Genomic DNA, 21462 nt, shown 5'->3' on the forward strand with positions numbered 1-21462 from the left:
TCCCCCGCAGCACAGGGCCGCCGCACACCGCTTCTAGCCCTCTCTCCAGAGAAACGATCAACACAAGGAAGCGCAATGGATTACGTGAACATCGACCTCTCGGTGCGCAGTGGCGTGGCAACATTGATGCTGAACCGCCCGCACGTTCACAATGCCATCGATTTGGCCACGGCAAAGGAGATGTGCGACGTCGCAAGCAGACTCACGCCAGATCGCAGCGTGCGCGCAATCGTGATCGCCGGCCAGGGAAGCAAGGCCTTCAGCGCCGGTGGAGATGTCGCGTCCTTCGCAAAAGATCCGGACACCGCGGGCCTGTTGATGCGTGACATCACCGGCTATCTTCACCTGGCGATTTCGCGCCTCGCCTGGGGAAACGCGCCGGTGATCGCGGCGATCAACGGCGTGGCTGCCGGCGCAGGGCTGAGTCTGGTCGGAGCCTGCGATCTCGCCATAGCGGCCGAGCACGCGACGTTCACGAGCGCGTACGCGAAGGTTGGGCTGACGCCCGATGGCAGTTCGACATATTTTCTGCCCCGCATTCTTGGTATTCGAAGGACCGCGGAGCTTTACATGGGCGGGCGCGTCCTGTCTGCAGCCGAAGCCCTGGACTGGGGGTTGATCAATCGCGTCGTACCGGCCGCCGATCTTCAGGCCTCGGCGCAGGCCTGGGCCCAGGAACTTGCCAAAGGACCGACGCAGGCTTTCGGCGGCATGAAGAGACTTCTGATGCACGCCTTCAGCGACACACTGGAATCGCAGATGGAACGCGAAACCCGGGAAATTGCGGAAGCGGCAAACAGCGCGGACGGCAAAGAGGGGGTTCGAGCTTTCGTCGAGAAGCGGCCTGCAAACTTCACAGGCCACTAGTGTGCTTGGCAAGTCGTGGGATGCGCTCGGCAGACCTCGCCTGACCATGTGCACCTTGGCAGGCAGGTAGAAGCCGCGTAGCCAGGGTCGCGCGCTTCGGCTTCAGCTTCGGCTACGGCGGCGTTGCGAGGTTCAATCCGAAGAACGTCTACGTTTTCGATCAGCGGCTACGGCCAAACGGGCCTGTGGCGCAATCGACCTGCTTTCGCGCCTACGTCCATGCGGAGACGGTCCTGACATCCTTCAGAAGCACTACGAAAGCGCGATGGTTGAGATGCGCAACGACGCGCAGCCACGCCGCCACGCCGACGTCTACACGGGGTCATCGCCGTCCTGGCCGCGCTGCAGCATCGGGGCACGCACCGCGGGGGCCCATTTATCGGGGCTGGACGTCAATGACGAAGGCCAACCTTGCGAGCTTGATGGCCGAAGTGAAGGCCCTGGATCTTGACCTTTACCGATCTGGACGAGTCCAGGCGCAGGTCAGCGAGGCGGGACTGGCTATCGGCGTCGTGCGCGGACACCGAATGAGCGAAGGGGTTGGGGCGCGGTCGTCGAAGTCGAAGACCGGCAAGGCAGCACCGTGCGCATGCCCGGGCCTCCATGGCGCTTCGCCGCTCCAAGTTGCCGGCCTTGCCCCTACTTCCAGGGGTGAGCAACGCCGAAGTGCTCGGCAGATTGGGCGTTGCTGTCGAGCGAGTCGAGGCGCTGCGCAACCAAGAAGTGCTGCGCAGGCGCCGCAGCCTAACTGGTGTGTTCGATTGAGCAAAGATCGAGGCAAACATGCGCACGATCGACCACACGCATATGCCTCGGCGACTAGCTGGCTGCCGAGCGCGAACGCGGCGAAGACCGACTTCCCGATCGCGATCCAGAACCTGCCCAGAACCTGCACGCGCAGAACGATGAGAGGGCGGCGACGTCCGCTGCGGCTCATTGAATCCGCTAGCGCGGCCTCCACGCGAGTAGCCTCGCCGTCTCGCTGCGTGCTTGCTCGTACTCGCGCGCGGTGGCTGAAACGAGTTGCGCCACTGACGGGATGTTGGTGACGCCTGACACCGAATGGCCGGCGCCCCACACGTCGAGCCAGCGCTTGGGCCCCTGGCTACCAGTCCCGCCGCCGTAGAGGGCTGCGGCGCGCTCTTCGCTGATGTGGGTCGGCAGGTTGTCCGGATCGAGGCCCGCGGCGACAATGGAGGGCCGCAGCATGTTGGTCTCCAGGCCCGTGAATGCGCGCGTGAGCAGCACGTCGTCGAGCCGGCAGGACACCAGCATCTGCTTGTACCCGTCGTCTGCCATGCTCTCCTGGGTGGCGATGAACTTAGTGCCCATGTACGCGAGGTCGCAGCCGAGCGTCTGAGCGGCCCACACGGCTTGCCCGTCGCCCACGCCACCTGCGAGCACCACCGGCCCGTCGAAGATCGAGCGCACCGCGCGCACGAACGAAAAGCCGTTGGCCCAGCCTGTCTGCCCGCCCGCACCGGCGGTGAGCAGGATCAGTCCATCCACGCCCGCCGCCACGGCCTTTTCAGCGTGCCGCACGTTGGCGACGTCCGCGAAGACCAGGCAGCCCGCGTCGTGCAGCGGCTTCACCACGGGTTCGGGCGAGCCGACGCTCGTGATCACCATTTCGACGCGGTGCTTGAGCAGGATGTCGAGTTCCTCCATCACCGTCTTGCGACGCATGATGAGGTTGGGGCACCACGGCGCGTCCGCGGGAGTCAGGCTCTCCTCGATACGAGTCAGCCAGTGATCCCAGTCCTCGATCGTGCGGCAGTTCGCGGTGGGGAACGAGCCAATCACCCCTTGCCTGCACGCGGCGATGATGAGCTCGGGCCCGGAAACTCGGAACATCGGTGCCGCGATCAGTGGCAGCTTCAGTCGCCGAGAGATGGAAGCGGGCAACTGCATGATCTTCAACCTATGTCTCGGCTGCGGCCAGCCCAGTACTTGGCGCGCAGCGCCTTCTTGTCGATCTTGCCCAGGCTCGTGACGGGCAGCGCGTCCACGAACTCCACGCGCTTGGGCGCATGCGCGGCGCCCTTGCTCGCCTTCACTTCCTGGATCAGTGTCTCGGCACTCACGTGTGCGCCAGGGTGGCGCACGACGATGGCCGTGACCGTCTCGCCCCAGCGCGCGTCGGGGGTGGCGATCACCGCCGCCAGTGACACCGCGGAGTTCGACATGAGCACGTCTTCGACAGCGCGCGTGAAGACGTTGAAGCCGCCCGTGATGATCATGTCCTTCTTCCGGTCCACGATGTAGAGGCGTCCCTCGTCGTCGGACCTGGCGATGTCGCCGGTGTGCAGCCAGCCGAATTTCAGCGCCTCGGCGGTCTCTTCGGGCCGGTTCCAATAGCCCGCCATCACGTTCGGTCCGCGCACGCATATCTCGCCCGCTTCACCGGCCGGAATGGGCCGGCCTTCGTCATCCAGAAGGGCGATCGCGTTCTGCGAAACGGGAAAGCCGCACGCCGCGAGCAGGTGCGGAGCCAAGGGATCGTGATCCTCCTTCGGCAGGAAGGCGATGGGGTGACATTCCGTCTGCCCATACAGCTGCGCAAACACGGGGCCGATGCGCTCCACGCCTTCAGCCAGCCGCGCCGGCGAGATCGGCGCGGCGCCGTAGAGAAGCAGTTCCAGCGACGAGACGTCTGCCCGGGCGAGCTTCGGCTCATCCAGCAGCGTGTACAGCATCGTCGGCACGACGAGCATGGCATTGATGCGCCGTTGCTCTATGGTGGCAAGCACTTGGCCGGGGTCGAAGGTGCGCGCCAAGTGAATGCAGCCTCCACGCATGAGCGTGGGCAGAACTTTGGTGCCGGACACGTGGCTGACCGGCGCGACGGCGAGGTAGTACGGACGGCGCGGCAGGTCGAAGTCGGCGAGGATCGCGTTGGCAATCGCTACCGTGCCGTGGTGGCGCCGGACGATGCCCTTGGCCTTTCCGGTCGTGCCGCCGGTGTAGTTCAGCGTCGCGACATCGTCAGGATGCGCGAGGTCCCGTGCAGTTGCCGCGCCCGCCTTCAGGGCGGCAGCATTGAGGTCGATGCCCCAGCCGCTCGCGCCGAGCGTGAAAACCTTCAGATTCTCGCGCGCCGAGAGTTGGCCGCCCACCTCGGAAAAGGTCTGCGCGTCGATCACCAGGGCCGCTGCGCCGCTGTCTTCGAGCTGGTACACATGGTCGCTGAACGATCCCTTGGGATGCAGCGACGTGGTCGTGGCGCCGCAGAGGTGCGCGGCGACGCTGGCGCACCAACTGTCGACGCGATTGGCGCTGAGCACGGCCACGCGCACGCCGCGACCGAGTCCGTGCGCAAGGAACACCTTCTGTATGCGGCCGATGAGTTCCGCGGCTCCGCGGTATGACATCTCCCCGCCATCCCACGTGAACGCGGGACGCCCGGGATGGCGCGCGAGCGCGCGCAGCACCTGTGTGCCCACGGTCAGGCCGCTGTGTTGCATCTGCTGCACCGCCGCCACGTCGATCTCTCTCATTCAGCCCGGATGTTGCCCGCGCGAATGGCACGACCCCACACCTGCGAGTCGGCTCTCATCTCCGCGGCGAACGCGTCTGGCCCGGTGGCCGTCACGAAAAGACCCAGATCCTCGAAGCGCGAGGCCACTTCGGGCGTTCGCACGATGTGGGCAATCTCCGCGGAGAGCTTGTCGATGTTCGCTCGAGGGGTGCCGGCTGGCACGAACACACCGTACCATCCATAGAGTTCGAAGCCCTTGAAGCCCGCTTCGGCGAATGTGGGCACGTTCGCGATTGCCTTGTACCGCTGGTTGCCTGTGATCGCGAGCGCCTTGAGCTTGCCGGCTGCTACCTGCGGCAGTGCCGATGCCGCGTCGGGGAAGCCGGCGCTGAGCTGGCCGCCTATGACGGCCGCCAGCATCTGCGAGCTGCTCTTGAAGGGAACGTGAACGAGGTCCATGCCGGCCTGGCGGTTGAACGAATCACCAAAGATGTGCGCCGTGGTGCCGTTGCCGTAGGTGCCGTAGTTGTGTTTGCCCGGATTGGCTTTGACCATCGAGACGAACTCCTGCAGGGTGTTGACGGGCGAGTCGGCCGGAACGACGACGATGTTGGCGCCGCGTGCAAGCATCAGCACGGGCGAGAGATCCTTGAAGATGTCGTATGGCAACCTCGGTATCAGGTACGGTGTCTGGATCAAGCTTGTGACGCCTACCAAAGCGGTGTAGCCGTCGGCTGACGATTTGGCGACGGCGTCGGCGCCGATTGTCCCGCTGGCGCCCGGGCGGTTTTCCACCACCACCGGCTGCTTCAGCGACGCGCTGAGCTGCGCGCCGATCAGCCGGGTCATCGTGTCCACGGACGCGCCTGCCGAGGAGTTCACGACGAACTTGATGGGGTGCGCCGGGTAGGTCGCCGGGACCTGCGCCCAGGCCGCTGGCCCCGCGCAGAGAAGCAGTGCAAGCACCGGGCGTCGCACGGGGAAAAATTCCTGCATGTCCGTCTCCTGCAATCCCAATGTCGGCGAGTGTCGCGTGCGCGGCTGCGCGGGCTCAATCGCAGAACACGCCAAAAATAGTGGCAAGAAAGATCAGCCGTCGCGAAGGGGTGTTCGCGGAGCGTGACGCCGGAGGCTCATCGGCCCGAGGCCACGCGCCACCCCTTTAGGCGGGCGGGATGGTGCTGGCGTACAGGCGCAGCAGCATTGCGCGAAGTGTCTTCACTTCGGCAGTGGTGAAGTGACGTGGCCCGGTAGTGCCGTGCGATCGGAATGAGCTCGCAGGTGAGGGCCAGTCCGCGCGCCGTGAGTGCGATGCGCAGCGCGCGCTTGTTGCGCGATTGCACCTGCCGCCAGACCGAGGTACCGTCCTTGAGCAGCCGCCTTGCGCATAAGAAAGATTGTTGCCTTCGGCGAAAGAAGACCGATCGCGCAGCGCTCAGTGCAGTGCTGGCCGATGCATGACGCCAAAACGCATGGCAAGGGCGCCAAGACTTTTGTCGAGTGTCCAGAGTTTGGCGGGCCGCATGAGCATTGTGGACGCGAGCAATGAGAGATCCACCAGACCGCAACCGAGCCCGTAGAGCCGTTCCCGCTCGATGAAATCTCTCACTTCGGTGAGAGTCGGCTGCTGAACTTGCTGCAACAGGTCCAGATCGCCCAATGTTCGCAGTCGCGGTTCCGGCGGCGTCCCGCATGCCAGCTCGGCAACGATCATCGGATGTATCAGAACCAGATCTGCCCGCAATAGCGCGATCAGAGCGTTGTTCCGCTGGCGGAAGTGACCCACCCACACGGAGGTGTCGACGAGAACGGGTCCCATCAGGATTGGGTTGCTGGGCGCCGAGGGCGCCGGCGAGGAACGCTTCGCATGTCAGGTGCAGACGAGCCCAGTGCGGCGAGGCGCTTGGCAGCCCGGACCCGAACAAAAGTTTCGATGGCCTCGCGAAACAACTCGGCTTTGTCCATCCCGGGGTCCGCCACCTCAAGGGCTTTGGCGTAGAGCGCATCGTCGAGTGTCACGGTCGTTCGCATGTGAGTCGCCTGTAATGATGCAATTGTGCATCAATTTGGATGCAAGAGCCCTGGGGTTACCTGAGCTCGCAGCCACGGAATGCGGTGGAAATCTTCACTGTTCATCCAGCATCCGGCTAACCTTGCTTCCCAAAGCGCTCTCAGCCCTGAAATACCCCATGACGGTCGCCACGCTCTGATGGCCGGTCATGGCCATCGTCTCGGGCAGCGACATGTTCTGCCGGCCGGCTTCCGTCACGAACCCGGCCCTGAGCGAGTGCGCGCTAAAACTTCCCTCCACCCCTGCCAACGCACATCGCTCCTTCACGATGTCGCGCACGGCCGCTGGCGCGAGCGGCTCCCCCAGATGGCCGCCCTTGCGGATGCGGCGGAAGAGGGCGCCTTCCTGGATGCCTCTTTCCGCTAGCACGGCGAGCCACGCCTGCATGGCCTGCGCCGCACTGCCCGCCAGGGGCTTGACGTCGTCGGGGCGCTGGGCGCCAGCCTGATTGGTCTTGGAGTGCGCGAGCGTGTAGAGATAGGAGTTGGCATCGACACGCTGAAGATTCTTGAGCGTGGCCGAGGCGACCTCGGAGCGCCGTCGCCCGCCGGTCGCCCAGGCGAACAGGAGGAGGGCGCGATCGCGTTTTCCGCGCAGGGTGTCGTCGCAGGTGGCCAGCACCGCTTGCAGCGGGTCCTTGGTGAGCGCGCGCTGCTTGCGCGGCCGCGCGCCGCGCTTGGCGTAGGCGCGGCGCGTCTGGGCCAGCAGCTCGCGCACCAGCGGGTCGGCGCACGGGTTCGGCGCCTTGGCCAGCTGGTGCGCCTTGGACAGCACAGCGATGCGGTGCACCAGCGTGTTGAGCGCCGGCGCCCCGAGGCGCGCCTTGTAGCCGTTGGCGACCAGGGCCTGGTCGATGTCCGCGGGCAACTCGGTGACCAGACAGGCGCGGGACGACGGCGCGCCTTCGGCTGCGGCAGTGCGTGCGGCGTGGTCGACGATGAACTGGATGACCACGGGCACGGAAACCGGCAGCTGCAGCGCATCGCCGTAGCGCGCGGCGTACCAGGCGCACCAGTAGCGCATTGCCGAGGCATAGGAGGCGCGCGTGTTGGTCGATTCGCCTTCGCGCAGCAGTGCGCGGGCTGCGTCCTCGGCGGTTTGCGTCAAACGACCTGGATCAAGGAGCGGCTCCAGCGCCGGGCTGCGCTCGGGCAGGTTGGCCAGGGGGTGCGTTTTGGCTGCTTTCATGTTTTTATCTTACATACGACGTATGATTCGCTACATTATACACCAATAAGTCCCGATAACATTCCCTTATCGAGGTTAAAATAGTACTGCAAGAGGGCGGCGACGTTGGCCAAAGTTCGCCGCCATTTGAAGCCGGAAAAGGAACGATATGCACCAGATCGCCGAACTTCGTAGCCGTGGCATCCAGGAGGTCGACGTCTTCGCGGCCGCGGATGCACTGCTGGCCGAGGGCAAGCGGCCCACGATCGAGCGCGTGCGGCTGAAGATCGGGCGCGGCTCGCCGAATACCGTGAGCCCGATGCTCGAGCGGTGGTTCGCGACGCTTGGTGAACGGCTGGTGGGATCGACGGCAGGTTCAGCTTCCGGGCGTCCGGCCGGCAACGATCCGGACGGCATGCCGGTGGGCGTGCGGAATGCGGCGAAGCTGCTCTGGGAGACGGCGCGGCGCGAGGCCGAGGAAGTTCAGCGCGGCGAGCTGGAATCAGTTCGGGCGGACCTGCAGGCCCGCGAGGATGCCTTGGCCGGGGCGCAGGCGGCGCTGTCGCAGCGCGAGGAAGCCTTCGCTCACGCGCGGGCGAGCCTGGACGCGGCGCTGGCCTCCTCTCAGCAGGCTCGCGAGGCGCTGGAACGGCAACTCAAGGAACACGCGCTCGAGGCGCACCGGGTGCGCACGGGCCTGGATGACGACATCAGGCGGCTGACCACCCTGCTCTCTCAGGCGGGGGAAGCCCAGGAACGAATGCGTCGGGAACACGCCGAGGCGATGGCCGCGCGCGACCAGGACCTGCGCCAAGCCGAAGAGCGGCACGCGGGTCAGGAGCGGCGGATGCTGGCCGAGGTGGATCGGGCCAGGCAAACGGCCAAGGCGCTGGAATCCGAGTTGGCCAGGGAGCAGCAGCGGCGGGCCAAGAGCGAGGAAGCGGCGGCAAAACGGTTGGAGGAAGAGTTGGAGAAGCTCCACCAGGTTCGGGAAGCGGCGCGGCATGCCGAGGCTGGGCTGCGCGAGCAGCTGGCCACCCAAAGCATCGACTTGGCGCAGGCGCGGACCCAAACAGATGCGCTCGCGGCGCGCGCCAAAGCGCTCGAGAGCCGGATCGACGATGAAAAAGCCGCGCACGAGACAACGCGGCGGATGTTGGCCGAGGCTTTGGTCAGCAAGTCAGCTGCGAAGGCTGATACGTCCGCCGCTCGTCGACGGCGGAAGCCTTGAGCGGGGGCTGAGGGAGGTTTTCATCATTGGTCAATTGGGCCCACCGGGCTTCATTGACGGACTGTTAATCCGCAGGTTCCTGGTCCGAGCTCAGGTCGAGGAGCCACTGCAATCCGCAAGGTCTCTGGAGCAACCGCTATCAAGTTGATAGCAAGGCACTTCAGTTTTTGGCGATTTACTTGGCAACTCCCAAATATTCAGTGCGGCCTGTATGCCTGTCCGGCGCCGAACGTCGGGCGCATGCGACTGCCCGAAGATCGACCGGCACGGCGGGCGAGTGAGTCGAGTGAAGGTCGCGTCGCACTCAGCCCTGAATGGCCCGAAGACGCTCGATGTTGGGTTCGCCATGCTCACCATCGGCTTGGTGTAGTGGCGTCGCGACTACGCGCACGAGCCGATGCCACAGGAGCACGGACCGTTCGCAGCAACCGAATCCAGGGCGAAGTGCGTCGGCCTGTGGCGCGAGGCGGAGCTGGTGCCTCCGTGAGAATGGCGGTAGCTGCAGGGGAGCACTGAGCTTTCCTATCGCATCAACATCGTGTAGATTCGTAACCAAACCACGCCCGGAGGAGAGTTCAATAGCAAGCGCTGCGCAAGAGGGAGGCGCCACTCGGCGTCGCAGGCGAAACATATCTCGCGCACCATGCTCGCATGAGGCTCCCGCCTGAGTTCCAGTCATTCAACAGTCTGTAGGGGGCCATGCCGCGCGATCTAAACGCTACGCCGATCTACCACATCACCAACATCACCAATCTGCCCGCGATCATCGCGGAGGGCCGCCTCGTCTCCGATGCAATGCTCGCTGCGCGCAAAGGTGGGCCCGCCGTCGTCATCGGCCACAACCATATGAAGCGCCGACGGCTCCAGGAAACACGAGTCCCGCAGGCTGGCAATCGCTTTGTGGGCGAATTCGTCCCGTTCTACTTTTGCCCTCGCTCGCCCATGCTGTATTCGGTGAACCTTGGCAACACGGGTCTGCCGCCGGGCAGTCAGGGCGAGATCCTGCACCTTGTCAGTTCGGTGGCACTGGGTGTCGGGCTCGGGCGACAATGGGCTATTTCAGACGCTAACGCGGGCGCCGCCTATCCAGATTTCTATACCGACGTGGTGGCGCTGGATTCCGCTCTTGACTGGAACGCGATCAACGCCAAATACTGGTCTCAGTGCGCCTCGCAAAGTCCTCGACGAGACCAAGACGATCGGCGCAACGTCCAGATCGCGCGGGGGAAACTGGCATCACCGCAGACTGCTCAGACGGAGGAAGTGGCCAAACCCAAGGGAAAGACGACCGGCTCTGGTTTCGCCATTGCTGCAACCCGTAGTCACATATGCTCATGTCGTCCAGGGATGCAAGAAGATCGAAGTGGCGGATCGTGGCTCGGCCCGTGTAAAAGCGTCGGATGCAAAGAACGATTTGGCTTTGATCGAAGTGGATGCAATCATGGCACCCACGGCAACCTTGAGCCAGACGCGTTTGCGGCAGGTGACGCAGTGACCGTTGTTGGTTTTCCGTTGCGTGGCCTGCTCGCCGCTGGACCTCAGGTTACGGCGGGCAACGCAACCGCGCTTGCAGGCCTAGCCAACAACACGGCAATCGTTCAGATCTCAGCCCCAGTACAACCTGGCAACAGCGGCGGTCCAGTGCTTGATTCAAGTGGCAACGTCGTTGGGGTCGTGACAAGCAAGCTGAATGTTCTCAAGACCGCGGCTCTGACTGGCGACATTGCCCAGAACGTCAATTTTGCCGTGTCGCCTTCGACGCTGCGCGGTTTTCTTGACGCGAATGACGTGAAATATAGCGCTGCGCCATCGACCAAGATCCTTGGAACCGCCGACGTCGCCGACATCGGCAAAAGGTTCACCGTGCTCCTGGAGTGCACGCCTGAGTGAGAGGCCCAAAGAGGGAATATTGGATCGCGGCGAATTGATTCCCTTTCTGGCGGTTAGCCTTGGTCGGCTGCCGCGAAAAATCTGCCAGAATCGGAATTCATGGGACAGAGTGAACCTCCCGTACAGGCATTGGGTCGCATATGCCTCCCTCCCAAAAGAAAATCCCCGAGAGCAACTAATTGGTGAAGTTTGAATGACTCAAAAGACCTTTTCTATTCTTGAGCTAAAAGTACAACTGCATGGCCTCATCCGCGAAGGTTGTATAGATGATCGTGTAACTGACTTGTTGTTTGAAGATGGAAATCCGCTGCCCTACGAGCGGCAGTTGTGGGATTTCAAGTTGAAACAACCCACACATACACGATCAAAATCCTCAACCAGGGAGGAAAAATACTTCATCGAGCGAGAATGGGCTGAGCTCATAAAGGACATCATCTCTTTCTATAATAGCTACGGAGGGTATATCGTCTTTGGAGTTGCTGATAGCCCTCGATCAATATCTGGATTTGAAGGGGATTTCGACGTTGACGAGCTCAATAGACGTGTCTTGGCCTACAGCAAATGCTCTATTGAATGCACATTTCGAACTCTCGCCATAAAGACGGCCGCGAAAACCATTGGTGTTTTATTGATCCCTCAGCGCCCTGATGTAGAAGGTATAACGTTAGTTCGTAAGGATGGTCCCGCAGACGGATCGGGAAAGGCCCTGTTCACTAAAGGCACTGTGTTTCTTCGGAAAGGAGACAGCTGCGCCCCCGCCGATGAACCAGAAGACTTTCAGTTTCTTGTTTCAATCGGACGGCGCTCGCTTTCGTTCGCCACTGCTCAACCTTCTGGCAGCGCAGCGCTGATTAACAATTTGCCTCCTCGCGACCCTTCCTTCGTTGAGTTTATCGGGAGAGAAGGCGATTTAGTGCGAATCTGGAATTGGTTCTTAGATGAGCATTCGCCAGTGAAACTATTTTCCGGTTTCGGAGGGGTTGGCAAGACGACGCTCGTTAGAGAATTTGTGGAAGACGTTGTTCGAACTTCACCCAGCGGAATTGAAAAGGTAGTCTGGCTAAGCGCCAAGCAAGCTGTTTACACAGCAATTCAAGGACGTTTTCATCAGGCGTCCCGCGTGGATTTCACTGATGTAATCTCGCTTCTCAAGGCGATACTAAATGAGCTTGGTGAGCCAGAAGCAAACTATGCCGACATTGACGATAAAGATGAGTTGGTCGAGTGTTTGGTGACCAATCTTGTGCACTTGCCTGCACTACTCGTTGTAGACGATCTTGATTCGCTGCCCTTAGACCTCCAGCAGGAGGCGTTTCACACGCTCTTGCATTCGTTCATAACCGCGGCGGCGAAGGCGCCCAAGCCGAGCAAATGCATGATTACCGCTCGTCTTGATCTCGGCGCAGCACCCTCCCAATTATTTAAAATTGGAGGTCTTGTATCCCAGGATTTCTTTGAGTACGTATCCCAGTCCGCTGCGACTATTGATTTGCCTTGGAAGTATGCGGCCAATTCTCAATTAATGAAGCAATTCCACTCTGCGACCGAGGGAAGTCCTATATTTGCGGATGCGGTACTTCGGTTGGTGAGTCTTGGGGAGCACATCGAGACTGCCCTCAAGCGATGGAAGGGCGCTGACGGTGAAGAAGTTCGAAAATTTGCATTTGAGCGTGAACTTAAGAATCTGACGGACTCTCAAATTCGAACTCTCTATGCTGCGATTGTGTTGGGAAGTTGTTATCTAGATGAATTGGTGGTCATTCTAAATTCCAACCTTGCAATGCTTAGAGATACAGTATCAGAGCTTCGAAAATATCATTTGGTTTCATCCGGAGAATCTGGTGCGCAAGGTATTGCGCTCGCGGTGCCGTCCAGTTTGCAATTAATGAGGGATGTGGTGCGGAAGCGGGTGCAAGACCCAAAGCGAATAGATGATGAATGTGCGCGTTTGCGCCTCCAGAGCAACAATAAGTCTTTTGTAGCCGAGCGCATCGCTAGGCGGGTCGTCGCGATTTGGCAGGATGATAATCCAAACCTTGCGCTAGATGTTGCTAAGCAGGCGGTTCATGAAAATTCGAAGATCCCAGATCTTTATTGTTTGCTCGGCCGCGCTTATTTGCGAATCATTCCGCCGGACTATAAAAATGCGGAGTTGAATTTTCGGGAGGCAAGCACTCACGGATCTAGTAGGCCGGAGCTATTACAGTTATGGGTGGAGGCTAAGATCGGACTTCTCGATTGGAAAGGTCTCCTGGACATCACCTCTGCGGATATTAACAATAAGGCGGCGCAAAGCGAGGTATATATTCAGCGCGGAACTGCCTACAGGGAGCTGGCGAACACTGCGCTAGCTATTGGAGATACTAGATCTGCGGCAACTTGGTTTAGAGCCGGTGGTCTAGAGATTTTCGGCGCGTTCGAAAAACGAAGAGCGGTCGGAAACGTACTTGAACTGCGCGATTTGAAGAATGAATTTTTCTCTCGCTACGTGCTATTAACTGAAGAGTTAGCCTTGAACGATGGCGATCATCTGGAGGTATGGCTCGCGGTGAAGGAAGCGTTCGACAGTTTTGTGCGTCGCCCAATGCATCTTCGAATGGGCTTTCAAAAATTAAGAACCTGGTGGGACAGTGTGGCGCGCCGGGATTATTTTGATCAAAAGGCGGTGCGCTTGGCTAAAACTCAAGTCAATGCAGCACGAGAGATTTTGGCGTTTCAACGAAAATATGATGCAGCAAATGGGCCTGAATTGTCGTTGTTTATGGAAGATGAGCTCAATTCAGTTGCCAATTCGATTGAGGAATACAGCCACCGGCAGTGAGGCAGCCTTTTTGGAGGCGGCATCGTCATTCAGCGCGTCGTAGTTCTGCGGAACTCGCGAGCCGACAGACGTCGGATGTCCCGCTCGATCTGGAACGGGTGTTCCAAAAAAAAATTTCGAACAAGATCCGCCGCAGGGCCATGTCCTGGCACTCATTTTTCAGCGATCCCGCGTCGCGCACGACGATTGTGTATTTGGTAGGGACTCACCGACCCGTGATGAAGTTGTGCGGCTCGCGAGCGAGAAACTGCCCGTCGTCCAACTCGAATATGAGTTTCCGGCTTCTCCAGTCCTGATGCGCCAACGCCGCCTTGCGACCCTACGGTACCCGCTCCTGGAGCCAAGCGCGCACCATCTCGCCGAACCGTCGCAATCAAGGTGCCGCGGCGAGCCGCTACCCTTACTTTCCGCAGGTCGGCAGACGCATTTGCGCGTAATTTCCTGACGCCCGGGAAGATCAGGGTTGGCGCGGTGCTTCCAGGTCGATGAGGCGCTCGGTCTGCTCCTCCCACGCCCGCATGAGCTTCTTGGCGTGGCGTTGGTTGTCTATGGCCTGCTGCAGCAAACTGGCCTGCTCGGGCGTGACCACGCGGTGCACAAGCTTGCCGTCCCTGAGGTGGCCCCATTCGTAGTACGGACCGTGCCGCGCCGAGGGGTCCTGGGCGCAGCGGCAACTCGGCCTGCCGCACACCTTCGTGCGCTTGTGCAGCGTGCCGGAGCACAGGTATTCGATCTCGGTGAGCGCGGCTCGGATGCGCCCGATCTTCTCGCGGGTTTGCTCAATGCGTTGGGCGACTGAACTCGGCATAGGCTCTTGACGGGTGTGTTGCTGGCGATAATAATATCGCCAGCATGCCGCGCTCGCAAGCCCCCACTTCCACCATGGAGGAGGCAGGCTTCACTCTTCACACCGAGCGCCTGGGCCCGCTGCCCCTGATCAACCACTTCATCGAGCGCATCGGGCTGACCGAGACGCTGTCGCGCTTCGTGGCCTCGGACCGGCGTTGCGCCGTCAGTCACGCCAGCGCGCTGGGCGTGCTGCTGCGCTCCATCATCGTCGAGCGTGAGCCCATCTACCGTCAGCAGGAGACGGTGCACGGCTTCGCCGACGGCATGTTCGGCATCAGCGCCCGGGAGATGGGGCACCTGAGCGACGACCGCCTCGGACGGGCCCTGGACCACCTGTTCGATGCCGACCGCACCGCGTTGCTCACCGAACTCGTCCTGGCCGTCGGGCAGCGCTTCGGTGTGCGTTTCGAGGAGTTCCACAACGACTCCACGACGATCAGCTTCTGTGGCAGCTATCGCGGCGCGGGCGGGCGCCAGATCCGGGGGCGAACCGCCCCGGCGATCACGTACGGGAGGTCCAAAGCGCACCGCCCCGATCTCAAGCAGCTGCTGTTCATCCTCACCATGAGCGCCGATGGCAACGTCCCCGTGGCGTTTCGCTGCACCGACGGCAACACCAGCGACTCAGTCACCCACATCGAGACTTGGAACACGCTACGCGCCATTGCCGGCAGCAGCGACTTCTTGTATTGCGCGGACTCAAAACTTTGTTCCCGCGAGAACATGGATCACATCGACCGCGCGGGCGGCCGCTTCGTCACCGTCATGCCGCGCAACCGGCTGGAGGATGCGCAGTTCCGCGAATGGATCCAGACCCACACGCCCGAATGGACCCTGGTCTGGGACCGGCCCAACCCGCGTTACGGCGACGGGCCGCGCGACTGCTGGTACGTGCACCGCGCCCCTCTGCCCTCCATGGAGGCCTGGTCCATCGTCTGGGTCTGGAGCACGCTGCTGACGCTGCGCCAGCACGCCCGGCGCCTGCGCAACATCGCTGCGGCCATCGAGCAGTTCGAGGATCTGCGCCGGCGCCTGGCCTCCTCCAAGACCCGACTGCGCGGCGCCCCGGAGATCGACCTGCAGATCAAGCTCCTCCTGGAGCAGCACCACGTGGGCCGCTACCTCAAGGTGCGCCGCGTCGTGCGCGAGGAGCATGTATTCAAGCAAGCGCGCCGCGGTCGCCCCGGCCCCGACACCGCCTACCGCAAGATCACCAAGCGGCGCTTTGACGTGCAGTGGGTCATTGACGAGGACGCCATCACCTACGACCGCAGGAGTGATGGCTGCTATCCGTTGATGACCAACGACCGCACGCTCACCGCCGCCCAGGTCCTTGAGGCCCACAAGGGCCAGCCCATGATCGAGAAGCGCTTCGAGCAGGTCAAGACCGTGCACGAAATCGCCCCGGTCTTCCTCAAGAACGAGGGGCGCATCGAAGCGCTGTTCACGCTATACGCCATCGCGCTGTTGGTTCAAGCCCTCATCGAGCGCGAGCTGCGCCAGGCCATGGCGCGCGAGGGCATCGAAGAACTCCCCATCTATCCCGAGCAACGCCAGTGCGCGCACCCCACCACCGAGCAGGTGCTACGGCTGTTCAGCCTCGCCGAGCGCCACCATCTGCTTCAGCACGGACACCCCGTCCAGGTCTTCGACCTCAAGCTCACACAGTTGCAGCGCCAAGTGCTCGCCCTCCTTGGCGTCCCGCCCGGCACGTTCTAGACCCGTCCTTCGCAGTCAGGAAATTACGCGCAAATGCGTCTCCCGACCTGCGGAAAGTAAGGCTACCGACTGCGATGGGCGGATACCGCGTGCCCATCGATGTAGACAACCTCGAGCGAGGGGGCTAGCATATGGATGTTTATACAGTATTCAGCTCTGCCGAGGCTAAGCGATGCCTTGTTCAGCGAGCGGACCTGAACTGGTGGGTTCCACCAGTTCAGGTCCGCTCGCCACTAGAATGCTTTCATGCAAGCCATTTCCAAACTCAGCGGAAGAACGCCCGCCCACTTCTCGGGCCATGAGACGTTTCCCCTGCGCCAAATGTGGCTCAAGAAGGCTTTCGACCAATCCATTAGTGGTGGCATCCGTAAGTCCATCTTCGCCGAGGACGCGGCCATCGCTGAATTTGGCGTAGGCAAGAACATGGTGGCGTCCATCCGTCATTGGGCCTTGGCGTGCGGCGTGATGTACGAGGACGGCGATAGCTTCCGAGTCAGTGGCCTCGCCACGGAAATTCTGCAGGACGGTGGGCTTGACCCATACGCTGAAAGTCCTTCCACGGCTTGGCTCGCCCATTGGCAACTCGCCGGCCATTGTTTCCGGTCGACGACGTGGCAATGGCTGTTCAATCATGTGACGGCGCCCACGTTCACTCGCCAAGAGCTCGAAGAGCCCTTGGCGCGATACGCCCGCGAGCTTGACCCCAAGCATCGACTATCCGCCTCGACGATCTCCCGTGATTTGGAGACGTGCTTGCGCAGCTACGCACCGCGAGCGGCCGGTGGCTCCCCCGAGGACTTCGCCGAACCACTGTTGGGCGAGTTGGGCCTGCTGCAGGAAGTCCACAAGGGCCAATATGCCTTCCGTCGCGGTCCAAAGGCTTCTCTGCACGATGGCGTGTTCGCTTACGCGTTGGCGGATTTCTGGGACCGCGCAGCCAAAGGGCAAAGCTCATTGGCATTCGAGACAGTTGCTTATTCAGAAGGCTCGCCGGGGCGCGTCTTCAAACTCGACGAAGAGTCGATCGCGCAACGGCTGATCGGTCTTGCCGACTTCACCGGCGGCAAGCTCACTTGGACCGATTCGGCGGGCCTGCGCCAAGTGCACCGCAAGGCCATGTCGAAGGAAGACAGCAAAGAACTGATCAGGCGCGCCTATGAGTGAAAATAAAGAAGACGCATTGTCGGACCTCGTCCAAATCTCGCGTCAATACCAACGTTCGATTCGAGTCGACACGGACATCGGCCGCCTCGACGCCCTAGCGGGCTACATCTGCCATGCCACTGCCGCGTCAATTGTTGACGGCATGTGCAGGCAGCTCTCTGACACTAACCAACGCAGCTTCACTTGGACGGGCCCATTCGGCGGGGGTAAGTCTTCATTGGCCGTGGCCCTAGCCAGTGCGCTGCATCCCGACAAGGCCCTCAGAACCCGCGCACGCCACGCCTTGGGGCTGGACTCCAAGCCCGCTTTCGATAGAGCGTTCCCGGTCCGCAAAGGGTGGCTGCTGATGTCCGTGGTGGGCCGGCGCGGTAGCGTCGTAGCCGACCTTGGGGCCGCGATCAGGCGAGCTCAAGGCAAGAGCGTTGACGGACGCAACAAGCCCAATGCCCAAAGCGTCATTGCCGAACTCATTCAAGAGGCCAAGGACCGCCTGCAGGACGGAGTTTTGGTCATCCTCGATGAGATGGGCAAGTTCCTGGAGGCCTCCGCGCTAGGTTCCGGAGATGATGTCTATTTCTTCCAGGAGCTTGCCGAAGCCGCGGCCCGTTCGGACGGCCGCTTGGTGGTCGTGGGTGTGCTGCACCAATCCTTCGCTCAATATTCCGCCCGGCTTGGCATCGACACCCGCGATGATTGGGCCAAAGTCCAAGGTCGATACCTCGACCTTCCGTTCGTGGCGGCCAGCGATGAAGTAGTAGAGCTCATTGGGCGCGCGATTGACGCCAAACGGCGTCCCAACTGGATGATCGACGCATCCAAGGTCATCGCCGACGCCATACGATCGCGCCGCCCCGCAGTCGGGGAGGCCTTTGCCCATTCACTCGCCGCGTGCTGGCCGTTGCACCCAGCCATGGCCGCGCTGCTAGGCCCGATCTCCAAGCGGCAATTCGGCCAGAACGAGCGCAGCACCTTCGGCTTTTTGTCGTCGGTGGAGCCTCATGGCTTCCGCTCTTACCTGAACTCGACCCCGATCAGCCAAGCGACGTGGTACAGGCCGAGCGACTACTGGGACTACCTGCGAGCGAACCTGGAGCCGGCAATCCTGGCCTCGCCCGACGGCCACCGATGGTCGCAAGCCGTGGAAGCGGTCGAACGCGCCGAAGCAAAAACGGGCGATCCGTTGCTAGTTTCCTTGATCAAGAACATCGCCGTCATTGATCTGTTCCGAAATGGATCGGGCTTGGCAGCCGACGCGGCCGTGTTGGGCGCTCTTTTCTACGACAGGTCTCGCGAAGAGCTTGAGGCCGCGCTGCAAAGGCTCGCTGCGCTGAAGGTCGCCCTCTACAAGAGCTTTACCGGCGCCTGGTCAGTCTTCGAAGGCAGTGACTTCGACATCGACGCCGCCATCGCGCAAGCCCTCGCCAGTTCGCCAGGGATCGACTATGGGCGCCTATCGCAGCTCATGGGTTTGCATCCGGTGGTCGCCAAGCGGCATTACCACGAGACGGGATCGATGCGCTGGATGGAGTTGACCCTGTGCAGCATCGAGCAGGCCGAGAAGATCGCCAATGATTATTTCCCTCGCAGGGGCGACTTCGGAGCCTTCATCCTGGCCCTGCCCAGCCGCGGCATGAGCCTGCGCGAGGCACGCAAACGCGCGCAGGCATGCTCAAAGTTGCGCCCTTGGCCGGTGATGGTCGGTATCCCCAGCAACCACTCCCGCATCGCCGAACTCTCGGCCGAGCTGGTGGCGTTGGAGCATGTCAAAGACCGGCATGAGCTCTCAGGCGATGCCGTCGCCCGTCGTGAGGTCTATGCCCGGCTGGCGGCGACCCGAGCCGACTTGGAGGACCAGCTCCAGGCTGCAGTTTCGCTCGCGAAGTGGCACGACGGGAGCGACCAAATCGTCGAGCCAGGCTCGAAGCTGTCTCCAGTCGCCTCCGAGCTCGCCGATGACCTTTTCAGCTCCTCGCCCCCGGTTTGGAGCGAGTTGGTCAACCGGGACAGCGTGTCGAGCAACAGCGTCAAGGCACGTCGGGATCTCCTCCACGCCATGGTCAGCGCCGAGGGCCAAGAGGCCCTCGGCATCGAAGGTTTTCCGGCGGAGCGCGGGCTCTACGAGACGCTGCTAAGGCACACGGAGCTGTACCGGCAAGACGCCTCTGGAGCCTGGCGCTTTCTTCCGCCAGGCGACGGCAAGTCTGAGGGGTTTGAGGACGTTTGGCGGGCAACTCGGAACCTGTTTTCGGACGCCAACACCCGGATCGGGGCCGACGGCATCTACAGCCTATGGAGCGCGCCGCCCTTCGGCATGAAGCAAGGCATTCAGCCTGTCATGCTCTCCGCCTTTATGCTCGCCCACAAGGCCAACATCGGCGTCTACAAGGACGGGATGTTCGTGCCACGATTGACCGACGCTGATATCGACGAGTGCCTGCAAGACCCCAGCCGCTTCTCACTGCGCTGGGTAGCGATCGACGAGGATAAGAACCGCATCCTCGAAGGCATCGCCAAGCTCCTTGCTGAGATCGGCGAAAGCGCCGGCGCTGCGGACCCGCTGGAGGCTGCCCGCGGACTGGTGGCTATGGTCTTCAACTTGCCGGAATGGACCCGGAGGACGCAGCGCCTGGGTGAAGCTGCCAAGGCAATGCGGGACATGCTCTTGAAGGCCAGCGACCCTCACAAGGTTCTGTTTGTCGACCTGGCGTCAGTGCTTAGCGCCGCTGACGGCAAGGCCTACGTGAAGGCCCTGCGGGCGCCGCTTCATGAGCTCGCGGGAGCCTACGGAAAAATGTTGACGATGGTCGAAGCCAAGATGCTCGACGCGCTCGACGCAGGCCGCAATGACATGGACGCTCTGCGTGAGCGCGCCGAAGCCGTAGCCGGCGTGTCGGGAGATCTGCGTATGGATGCGTTCGCGACGCGACTAGCAGGGTTCGATGGAAGCCGCGAATCGCTCGAAGGTATTCTGAGCTTGGCGGCAGAGAAGCCTCCGCGCGAGTGGGTGGATCGGCACATAGACGCGGCGATCTTGGAACTGGCCAAGTTCGCCCGGGGCTTCCGCGAAGCGGAAGCCTACGTGGCCGTCCAGGGTCGGAAGGCCCATAGCGAGGCCATCGCGGTGGTCATCGGGACCGGCTCCGATACCAAGACGATCTCGCGGTCGTTCTCCATCGCCGACCGCCATCGGAAGACCGTTGAAGCGAAAGCCGAAGAAATCGCTTCGATGCTGGAAGGACAAGGTTTGGGAACCGAAGTGCTGCTGGCGATCCTCGCCAAGGCAGGGATGAAGCTGGCATCCAGCGACAAGGAGTTGGCAAATGGTTGAACGGCACGTTCTGGGGCTTTCTGGCGGCAAGGACAGCGCCGCCCTGGCGATCTACATGCGGGACCACCACCCAGACCTGGACATTGACTACTTCTTCACCGACACGGGCGAAGAACTCCCAGAGGTGTACGAGTTCCTCGGCCGCTTGGAAGGCTATGTGGGTAAACCCATCGCCAGACTCAATCCGCGCCGGGACTTCCAGTTTTGGCTTCGCGAATACAACCATTTTCTGCCAAGCCCTCAAACCCGTTGGTGCACCCGCAAGCTCAAGTTGGCGCCCTTCGAGCAATGGGTTAGGCCTTGGCTAGCCGCAGGGGACAAGGTGACCTCCTATGTCGCCATTCGCGCTGACGAGGACTATCGCGAAGGCTATTCGGCCAAGGCCGACAACCTCTTCGTGAAACTGCCTTTCCGCGAAGCCGGCATCGACAAGGCTGGCGTGATGGACATTTTGGAGTCCTCCGGCGTCGGGTACCCGAAGTATTACGAGTGGCGCTCGCGCAGTGGCTGCACCTTCTGCTTCTTCCAACAAAAGATCGAATGGGTCAGGCTGAAAGAGCGCCACCCCGAGTCATTCGAGGCAGCCAAGGCACTGGAGAAAGACGCCTTGGACCACGGCTCGCCTTTCACTTGGTCAAAGGGCGAGTCGCTCAGTGAGTTGGAGCAGCCCGAGCGCGTGACCGCGATAGAGGCTGAGTACGAAGTCCGCCGCGCTCGTCAGCGCAAGAGCATCCCCATCAACCCGCTACGGCCTGTGAAGGCCTGCCCAGAGGACATCGATGATGTCTATGGGGAAGACGAAGGCGGCGGCTCGTGCCTAGTCTGCCATAAATGAGACTGTGGCTTGCATTGCAGCCTTAGAAGGCCCAAAGAAGGC

At 61.7% G+C, this 21462-nt stretch carries 15 protein-coding genes; 8 read left to right on the forward strand and 7 right to left on the reverse strand.

The annotated features are described in order from the left end of the window. The first annotated feature begins 75 nt into the window (after positions 1–75). Positions 76–867: an enoyl-CoA hydratase-related protein gene (locus GXN78_RS33965; RefSeq protein ID WP_106560278.1), complete on the forward strand. Its 792-nt coding sequence runs from the start codon at positions 76–78 to the stop codon at positions 865–867. A gap of 945 nt (positions 868–1812) precedes the next feature. Here the strand turns inward: GXN78_RS33965 and GXN78_RS33970 are convergent. The 6 genes from GXN78_RS33970 to GXN78_RS33995 form a co-directional block, all read right to left on the reverse strand. Beyond that, positions 1813–2778, reverse strand: a complete 966-nt coding sequence (locus GXN78_RS33970; protein ID WP_106560299.1) for a nitronate monooxygenase — start codon at positions 2776–2778, stop codon at positions 1813–1815. A gap of 5 nt (positions 2779–2783) precedes the next feature. After that, positions 2784–4331 carry an AMP-binding protein gene (locus GXN78_RS33975; RefSeq protein WP_106560298.1) on the reverse strand — a complete coding sequence of 516 codons (1548 nt, stop codon included), beginning with the start codon at positions 4329–4331 and terminating at the stop codon, positions 2784–2786. A 29-nt stretch (positions 4332–4360) separates the two neighbouring features. Next, positions 4361–5194 (reverse strand): tripartite tricarboxylate transporter substrate-binding protein, encoded by an 834-nt coding sequence (locus tag GXN78_RS33980; protein ID WP_239143063.1) that lies wholly within the window; start codon positions 5192–5194, stop codon positions 4361–4363. Positions 5195–5780: 586 nt separating this feature from the next. Continuing rightward, positions 5781–6164, reverse strand: coding sequence for a VapC toxin family PIN domain ribonuclease (locus GXN78_RS33985; RefSeq protein ID WP_106560276.1), 384 nt, complete (start codon positions 6162–6164; stop codon positions 5781–5783). Then, entirely contained in the window at positions 6164–6376 is a 213-nt protein-coding gene (locus GXN78_RS33990; RefSeq protein ID WP_106560275.1) for a type II toxin-antitoxin system VapB family antitoxin, read from the reverse strand. The genes GXN78_RS33985 and GXN78_RS33990 overlap by 1 nt, the downstream gene beginning before the upstream one ends. A gap of 94 nt (positions 6377–6470) precedes the next feature. Further along, positions 6471–7604 carry a site-specific integrase gene (locus GXN78_RS33995; RefSeq protein WP_106560274.1) on the reverse strand — a complete coding sequence of 378 codons (1134 nt, stop codon included), beginning with the start codon at positions 7602–7604 and terminating at the stop codon, positions 6471–6473. 148 nt (positions 7605–7752) lie between these two features. On the opposite strand from GXN78_RS33995, the gene GXN78_RS34000 reads away from it, so the two are divergent. The 3 genes from GXN78_RS34000 to GXN78_RS34010 all read left to right on the forward strand — a co-directional run bounded on the left by GXN78_RS34000 (position 7753) and on the right by GXN78_RS34010 (position 13525). Beyond that, complete coding sequence (locus tag GXN78_RS34000; RefSeq protein WP_106560273.1) at positions 7753–8814, forward strand: DNA-binding protein; 1062 nt, start codon at positions 7753–7755, stop codon at positions 8812–8814. Between the two features lie 699 nt (positions 8815–9513). After that, entirely contained in the window at positions 9514–10704 is a 1191-nt protein-coding gene (locus GXN78_RS34005) for a DarT ssDNA thymidine ADP-ribosyltransferase family protein (protein ID WP_106560272.1), read from the forward strand. Between the two features lie 193 nt (positions 10705–10897). Then, positions 10898–13525: an RNA-binding domain-containing protein gene (locus tag GXN78_RS34010; protein WP_106560271.1), complete on the forward strand. Its 2628-nt coding sequence runs from the start codon at positions 10898–10900 to the stop codon at positions 13523–13525. A gap of 457 nt (positions 13526–13982) precedes the next feature. Here GXN78_RS34010 and GXN78_RS34015 read toward each other — a convergent pair whose 3' ends face one another. After that, positions 13983–14333 carry a DUF6788 family protein gene (locus GXN78_RS34015; protein WP_106561495.1) on the reverse strand — a complete coding sequence of 117 codons (351 nt, stop codon included), beginning with the start codon at positions 14331–14333 and terminating at the stop codon, positions 13983–13985. A gap of 44 nt (positions 14334–14377) precedes the next feature. Here GXN78_RS34015 and GXN78_RS34020 point away from each other — a divergent pair, with 44 nt between their 5' ends. The 4 genes from GXN78_RS34020 to GXN78_RS34035 all read left to right on the forward strand — a co-directional run bounded on the left by GXN78_RS34020 (position 14378) and on the right by GXN78_RS34035 (position 21420). Next, positions 14378–16093: an IS1634 family transposase gene (locus GXN78_RS34020; RefSeq protein ID WP_106561496.1), complete on the forward strand. Its 1716-nt coding sequence runs from the start codon at positions 14378–14380 to the stop codon at positions 16091–16093. A gap of 321 nt (positions 16094–16414) precedes the next feature. Then, a complete protein-coding gene (locus tag GXN78_RS34025) occupies positions 16415–17257 on the forward strand; it encodes a DUF4007 family protein (protein WP_239143064.1) in 843 nt (280 codons plus the stop codon). Further along, entirely contained in the window at positions 17250–20585 is a 3336-nt protein-coding gene (locus GXN78_RS34030) for an ATP-binding protein (protein WP_106560456.1), read from the forward strand. Before GXN78_RS34025 ends, GXN78_RS34030 begins: the two co-directional genes overlap by 8 nt. Next, positions 20578–21420, forward strand: a complete 843-nt coding sequence (locus GXN78_RS34035; protein WP_106560455.1) for a phosphoadenosine phosphosulfate reductase family protein — start codon at positions 20578–20580, stop codon at positions 21418–21420. The genes GXN78_RS34030 and GXN78_RS34035 overlap by 8 nt, the downstream gene beginning before the upstream one ends. Positions 21421–21462 lie beyond the last annotated feature (42 nt).

This window comes from Variovorax sp. WS11, assembly GCF_010499245.1.
Lineage (GTDB): Bacteria > Pseudomonadota > Gammaproteobacteria > Burkholderiales > Burkholderiaceae_C > Variovorax.

Excerpts from the sequence above, each read along its gene's own strand:
- GXN78_RS33965 (WP_106560278.1), top strand. The coding sequence starts at position 76 with ATGGATTACGTGAACATCGACCTCTCGGTGCGCAGTGGCGTGGCAACA.
- GXN78_RS33975 (WP_106560298.1), bottom strand. The coding sequence starts at position 4,331 with ATGCAACACAGCGGCCTGACCGTGGGCACACAGGTGCTGCGCGCGCTC.
- GXN78_RS34000 (WP_106560273.1), top strand. The coding sequence starts at position 7,753 with ATGCACCAGATCGCCGAACTTCGTAGCCGTGGCATCCAGGAGGTCGAC.
- GXN78_RS34010 (WP_106560271.1), top strand. The coding sequence starts at position 10,898 with ATGACTCAAAAGACCTTTTCTATTCTTGAGCTAAAAGTACAACTGCAT.
- GXN78_RS33990 (WP_106560275.1), bottom strand. The coding sequence starts at position 6,376 with ATGCGAACGACCGTGACACTCGACGATGCGCTCTACGCCAAAGCCCTT.
- GXN78_RS33995 (WP_106560274.1), bottom strand. The coding sequence starts at position 7,604 with ATGAAAGCAGCCAAAACGCACCCCCTGGCCAACCTGCCCGAGCGCAGC.
- GXN78_RS34025 (WP_239143064.1), top strand. The coding sequence starts at position 16,415 with ATGTGGCTCAAGAAGGCTTTCGACCAATCCATTAGTGGTGGCATCCGT.
- GXN78_RS34030 (WP_106560456.1), top strand. The coding sequence starts at position 17,250 with ATGAGTGAAAATAAAGAAGACGCATTGTCGGACCTCGTCCAAATCTCG.
- GXN78_RS33970 (WP_106560299.1), bottom strand. The coding sequence starts at position 2,778 with ATGCAGTTGCCCGCTTCCATCTCTCGGCGACTGAAGCTGCCACTGATC.
- GXN78_RS34035 (WP_106560455.1), top strand. The coding sequence starts at position 20,578 with ATGGTTGAACGGCACGTTCTGGGGCTTTCTGGCGGCAAGGACAGCGCC.
- GXN78_RS33985 (WP_106560276.1), bottom strand. The coding sequence starts at position 6,164 with ATGGGACCCGTTCTCGTCGACACCTCCGTGTGGGTGGGTCACTTCCGC.
- GXN78_RS33980 (WP_239143063.1), bottom strand. The coding sequence starts at position 5,194 with ATGACCCGGCTGATCGGCGCGCAGCTCAGCGCGTCGCTGAAGCAGCCG.
- GXN78_RS34005 (WP_106560272.1), top strand. The coding sequence starts at position 9,514 with ATGCCGCGCGATCTAAACGCTACGCCGATCTACCACATCACCAACATC.
- GXN78_RS34015 (WP_106561495.1), bottom strand. The coding sequence starts at position 14,333 with ATGCCGAGTTCAGTCGCCCAACGCATTGAGCAAACCCGCGAGAAGATC.
- GXN78_RS34020 (WP_106561496.1), top strand. The coding sequence starts at position 14,378 with ATGCCGCGCTCGCAAGCCCCCACTTCCACCATGGAGGAGGCAGGCTTC.